The sequence below is a fragment of the Intrasporangium chromatireducens Q5-1 genome, from assembly GCF_000576575.1.
GTDB lineage: Bacteria > Actinomycetota > Actinomycetes > Actinomycetales > Dermatophilaceae > Intrasporangium_A > Intrasporangium_A chromatireducens.
Window position 1 is genome coordinate 1 of record NZ_AWQS01000245.1, and the last position, 5,499, is coordinate 5,499.

Consider the following 5,499-nt stretch of genomic DNA (forward strand, 5'->3'; position numbering starts at 1 on the left):
CTGCGCGCTGCCACCGCGGGCCATGCGGGCGCCGCCGCCGGCGGCGGGCTCTCCCGGCAGGACCGCCCGGTGCCCGGCGCTCGGATGGGTCACCAGCGTCGTCGGTAGCCCGTATGCCGCTCTCCGCGCCTCGACCTCGCGCGCTGAGTCCGCGGCGGGCCAGACCCGGTCGTCCTCGCCGGCGGCGAGGACGACCTCGGCGAAGATCTGCTCGACCGGGATCCGGGCCGCGTCGACGGCGGCCGGGTAGGCGCGGAGGCTGTGCTCGTACACCGGCCGGAACTCGGGCGGGTCGCCCGCCACCGGGAGGTCGTCGTCGTAGGAGACGAACGGGACCGGCACGCCCCGCCAGGACCACGACGACCGTTGCGGTCGGCTCTGTCCGTCGGCGCCGGCACCGACGTTCGCCCACGCCACGTGGCTCGGCGCGAGCGCGACGACACCGTCGACGCGAGGGTCGTGAGCGGCATACAGCAGGAAGGCTTCTGCGGACTTGCTGACGCCGACGAGGACGATGCGCTCGCATTCGGTGGCGAGCAGGTCGAGCGCCGGCTCGAATAGCTCCAGGGGCTGCTCGCAGATCCCCGGGGGCTGCCCGGGGCCGCCGAACCAGCGGTACGTCAGGGCCTGCACGCCCTGCCGGGCGAGCAGGTCCGCGCGGGCGACCTCGACCCGCCCGCTCGAGCCGGACAGGACGAGCACGCCCGTGCCGTTCGGGGAGGACGGCCGCGCGAGGTGGAGGTCGGGCAGGTCAGTCGATGCCATGACCGCTGTCGCTCGCCGGCTGCAGCGAGCCGGTCTGCTGCCAGACCGCCCGGGCGCCGGAGTCGCCGATGCGCACGATCTGCACCGCGGTGCCGACGGCGGCGACCACGCCGACGACCGCGACGATGGCGAACCAGCGCCGCCCGCCGGGCAGGCTCGAGGGGCGCTTGTCCGGCGTGTCGGTGGTGTTGGCGGCGCCGTCGGCGTTGCGGCGGGGCCGGGCGAACCACCACAGCGCACAGGCGGCGAGGGCCACCCCGGCCATCCACGGCGCCAGCGTGTCGCCGAGCTCTGCGTGGGTGCGGATGAGGTCGGTCCGGGGCAGCCGGCGCTCGAGGCCCTCGCCGCTGTCCGTCGCGATCGGCACGAGTGCCAAGGCGACGGTGGCCAGGACGGGGGTGACGATGCCGGCGCGGCGGCGCACGGTCGCCGACGCGAGGGCGGCGACGAGCAGCAGCACCGCGAGCGGGACGAGGACGACGACCGCGTGGACGACGAGGGGGTGGACGGGCAGGCCGCCGATGGTGTCCGGCACGAGAGGACCTCCGGGCTCAGTGGGGGTGGGTGGGCACGAACTCGGCGGCGCCCGAGCAGGCCCCAGCCTAGGGGCGATCCCAGTCGCCGAGGCGCGCCATGCCGGTCACGGTCAGCACGGCGGCGCCGGCCTCGTCGCTCGCCGGCAGGTCGACCTCGGCCGTGATCCCCCAGTCGAGGTCGCCCCGCGGGTCGACGATGACCTGGCGCAGCAGCCAGCGGGCCGGCTCCCGCGCCACCTGGAGCAGGGCGGGGGAGCGCGCCGCCTGGTCGGTCGCGATCGAGTCGTGCTCGTCGTAGTAGGCGCCGAGGGCCGCGTTCCAACCGGCCGCGTCGAGCTGCACCCGCTGGGGCGGGTCGGTCAGCTCGGCGACCCGGGCCTCCAGCTCGCCGAGTGCCTCCCACTGGTCCCGGGCGGCGAGCTCGACCCGGTGGAACATCGCGTTGCGGAGCAGCACCATGAAGGCGCGCTCGTTCGCGGTGATGGGCCGAACCGGCGGCGCCACCTCGCCCCGCTCGGCGACCGGCTCGGACGGGTTGACGAGGTCCTCCCACTCGTCGAGCAGGCTCGAGTCGGTCTGCCGGACCATCTCGCCGAGCCACTCGACGAGGTCCTCGAACTCGTCGTTGCGCGCACTTTCCGGCACCGTGTGCCGCAGCGCCCGGTACGCGTCGCTGAGGTAGCGCAGCAGCAGGCCCTCGGAGCGGGACAGGCCGTACTGCGAGACGAACTCGGTGAACGTCATCCCCCGCTCGTACATCTCCCGGACGACCGACTTCGGCGAGAGCGCCTCCGGCGGGATCCACGGATGCGACTGCCGGTAGGCGGCGAGGGCGACCTCGAGCAGGTCGGCCAGCGGCTTGGGCCAGGTGACGTCCTCGAGCCGCTCCATGCGCTCGTCGTACTCGATGCCGTCGAGCTTCATCGCCGCGACGGCCTCGCCGCGGGCCTTCGACTCCTGGGCCCAGAGCACCTGTCGGGGGTCCTCGAGGATCGCCTCGATGACCGAGACGAGGTCGCGCGCGTAGGTCTCGGACTCGGGGTCGAGTGTCTCGACGACCGCGAGCGCGAACGGCGCGAGGGGCTGGTTGAGGGCGAAGTCCCGCTGCAGGTCGATCGTCAACGTGTAGCGGCGCCCGTCCGACTCGGCGCTCGGGAGCCGCTCGACGACCCCTGACGTGAGCAGCTCCTTGGCGAGCACGAGGGCGTGCCGCCGCAGCCGCCGCTGGCGCGTCTCGTCCTCGTGGTTGTCGGTCAGCAGCCGCGCGGCATGGGCGACCGGGTTGCCCTCTCGGGCAAGGAGGTTGACGAGCATCGCGTGGGAGACGCGCAGCCGCGGCTGCAGCGCCTCCGGCTCCGCGGCGATGAGCTTGTCGAAGGTCTCCTCGCTCCACCCGACGAAGCCCTCGGGTGCCTTCTTCCGCTGGATCTTGCGGCGCTTCTTCGGGTCGTCGCCGGCCTTGGTCTCGGCGCGGAGGTTCTCGACGACGTGCTCCGGCGCCTGGGCCACGACCCAGCCGCGGGCGTCGAAGCCCGCCCGGCCGGCCCGGCCGACGATCTGGTGGAACTCGCGGGCCTTGAGCAGCCGCTGCTTCGTCCCGTCGAACTTCGTCAGCCCGGTCAGCAGGACCGTCCGGATCGGGACGTTGATGCCGACCCCGAGCGTGTCGGTGCCGCAGATGACCTTGAGCAGGCCGTCCTGGGCGAGCTGCTCGACGAGGCGGCGGTACTTGGGCAGCATGCCGGCGTGGTGGACGCCGATCCCGTGCCGCACGAGCCGGGACAGGGTCCGGCCGAAGCCGGCGCCGAAGCGGAAGCCGCCGATCCGCTCGGCGATGGCCTCCCGCTCCTCGCGCGTCGTGACCTTGAGCCCGACGAGGGCCTGCGCGCGCTCGAGGGCCGCCGCCTGGGTGAAGTGGACAACGTAGACGGGCGCCCGGTCGTGGTCCAGCAGCTCCTCGATCGTCTCGTGGATCGGCGTGACGGCATAGGTGAACTCGAGTGGCACCGGCCGCTCGGTCCCCGTGATGACGGCCGTCTGACGGCCGGTGCGCCGGGTCAGGTCGTCGCGGAACAGCGTCACGTCGCCGAGGGTCGCCGACATGAGGATGAACTGCGCCTGGGGCAGCTCGAGGATCGGCACCTGCCAGGCCCAGCCCCGGTCCGGCTCGCTGTAGAAGTGGAACTCGTCCATGATGACGAGGCCGACGTCGGCCGAGCTGCCCTCTCGCAGAGCGAGGTTCGCGAGGATCTCGGCGGTGCAGCAGATGATCGGGGCGTCGGCGTTGACGGACGCGTCACCGGTGATCATGCCGACGTTCTCCGCGCCGAACTGGTCGACGAGCGCGAAGAACTTCTCCGAGACGAGGGCCTTGATCGGCGCGGTGTAGAACGAGACGCGGTCCTCGGCGAGGGCCGTGAAGTGCGCCGCCGTCGCGACGAGCGACTTCCCCGAGCCGGTCGGCGTCGAAAGGATGACGTTGCTGCCGGAGAGCACCTCGAGGAACGCCTCGTCCTGGTGCGGATAGAGCGTGAGCCCACGCTCGGTCGTCCAGCTCGTGAAGGCCTCGTAGAGCGAGTCCGCGTCTGGGTCGCGCGGGATGCGCTTGGTGAGGTTCACCGCCATACCGTATGCCGCCGCCCGGGCGGTTGCTGTCACGCGTGGTTCTGTGTGTGGAGGATCGGCACACCAGGACGTGGCCGATCCTCCACGCTCGCCCGCGGGGGCTTTACCCAGCCTTCGGCGTTATCGTGAAAGCGAAAGCCGCGTGAGATCTTGAGCGAGTTGGGGCCGACGTTCGCGCCACTCCGCCCGCCAGGGTGAAGAGGGTGATCGACGTGGACGTGGTGGTGCTGGGTGTGGTGCTCGTCGTGGTGGGCGCCGCCGTGGTGGTCGCCGAGGCGCACGCCTCCACCGGGGGCATCCTCGGCCTCGCCGGCGTGCTGGCGATCGTCGCCGGCATCGGCCTGACCATGGCGGGCGCGGGGATCCCGCTGCTCGTCGCCGTCCCCGTCGCTTCGGTCGTCGCCCTCCTCGGCGGTGGGGCGACCCTGCTCGCCGGACGGGAGGTCCTGCTCGCGCGACGCCAGCGGGTCCGCACCGGTCCGGAGTCGCTGGTGGGACAGGTCGCCACGGTGCGCACCTGGCGCTACCGCGAGGGCCAGGTCGCGGTCGGCGGCAGCCTGTGGCGCGCCCGGCTCGCCTATGGCTGGGCCGACCCCCGGCCCGAGCCCGGCCAGACAGTAGTCATCTCGGAGCTGCACGGCCTGACGGTGTCGATCCGTCGGCCCGCTGCAGGGGAGGAGCAGTCGGCATGGACGCCCTCATCGCTGTCATCGTGATCCTCGCCGTCCTCGGCGTGACCCTCGCTGGGGCGTCGGTCCGGATCCTGCGGGAGTACGAGCGCGGAGTCGTCTTCCGGCTCGGCCGGCTGATCGAGCTGAAGCAGCCCGGCCTGACGCTGCTCATCCCGGCGGTCGACCGGATGGTGCGGGTCGACCTGCGCGTCGTCACCCTCAACATCCCGCCGCAGGACGTCATCACCCGCGACAACGTCCCGGTCCGGGTCACCGCGGTCGCCTACTTCCGCGTGATCGACGCGAACCGTGCGATCGTCGACGTGGAGAACTACGCCGCCGCCACGAACCAGATCGCCCAGACCTCGCTGCGGGCCGTGCTCGGCAAGGCCGACCTCGATGCGCTGCTGTCCGAGCGGGAGCGGCTCAACGAGGACCTCCAGCAGGTCATCGACCAGCAGACCGAGCCGTGGGGCGTCAAGGTCCTCATCGTCGAGATCAAGGACGTCGACGTGCCGGCGGGCATGCAGCGGGCCATTGCCCGGCAGGCCGAGGCCGAGCGGGAACGGCGTGCCAAGGTCATCAACGCCGAGGGCGAGTACCAGGCGTCGGCACAGCTGACCAACGCCGCCGACGTGATGAGTCGCAACCCGGCGGCCCTGCAGCTGCGCTACCTGCAGACCTTGGCCGAGCTGGGCAACTCGAGCACGTCGTCGGCGATCATCCCGCTGCCGCTCGACATCCTGCGGACGGTCCTGTCGATGCGTCCCCTCGACGCCCCCACCGACGGAGCCGTGCGCCCCGACCAGCCCGTGCGTCCCGACCAGCCCGTGCCGCCCGCGGACAACCGACCGACCCCGACCCCCCACACCTCACCCGTCGACTGAGCGCAAACTCCGGTT

Annotated in this window: 5 protein-coding genes; 2 read left to right on the top strand and 3 right to left on the bottom strand. The window is 72.5% G+C overall.

Translation table 11 applies throughout. The annotated features are described in order from the left end of the window. The 3 genes from N864_RS18695 to N864_RS18705 form a co-directional block, all read right to left on the bottom strand. The coding region (locus N864_RS18695; protein ID WP_051518789.1) for an acyl-CoA thioester hydrolase/BAAT C-terminal domain-containing protein at positions 1-765 on the bottom strand (765 nt) is incomplete at its 3' end. Continuing rightward, positions 752-1,300: a DUF2231 domain-containing protein gene (locus tag N864_RS18700; RefSeq protein ID WP_034720704.1), complete on the bottom strand. Its 549-nt coding sequence runs from the start codon at positions 1,298-1,300 to the stop codon at positions 752-754. The genes N864_RS18700 and N864_RS18695, both read right to left, overlap by 14 nt. A 67-nt stretch (positions 1,301-1,367) precedes the next feature. Continuing rightward, positions 1,368-3,926 carry a DEAD/DEAH box helicase gene (locus tag N864_RS18705; protein ID WP_205621001.1) on the bottom strand — a complete coding sequence of 853 codons (2,559 nt, stop codon included), beginning with the start codon at positions 3,924-3,926 and terminating at the stop codon, positions 1,368-1,370. Positions 3,927-4,129: 203 nt separating this feature from the next. Here N864_RS18705 and N864_RS18710 point away from each other — a divergent pair, with 203 nt between their 5' ends. Further along, entirely contained in the window at positions 4,130-4,642 is a 513-nt protein-coding gene (locus N864_RS18710) for an NfeD family protein (RefSeq protein ID WP_051518790.1), read from the top strand. Continuing rightward, on the top strand, positions 4,615-5,484 hold the full coding sequence (locus N864_RS18715; RefSeq protein ID WP_081794032.1) for a slipin family protein: 870 nt from the start codon (positions 4,615-4,617) through the stop codon (positions 5,482-5,484). Before N864_RS18710 ends, N864_RS18715 begins: the two co-directional genes overlap by 28 nt. The last annotated feature ends 15 nt before the right edge of the window (positions 5,485-5,499 follow it).

What these genes read in the sequence shown, in the direction of transcription:
- N864_RS18705 (WP_205621001.1), bottom strand. Translation starts at nt 3,926, where the DNA reads ATGGCGGTGAACCTCACCAAGCGCATCCCGCGCGACCCAGACGCGGAC.
- N864_RS18715 (WP_081794032.1), top strand. Translation starts at nt 4,615, where the DNA reads ATGGACGCCCTCATCGCTGTCATCGTGATCCTCGCCGTCCTCGGCGTG.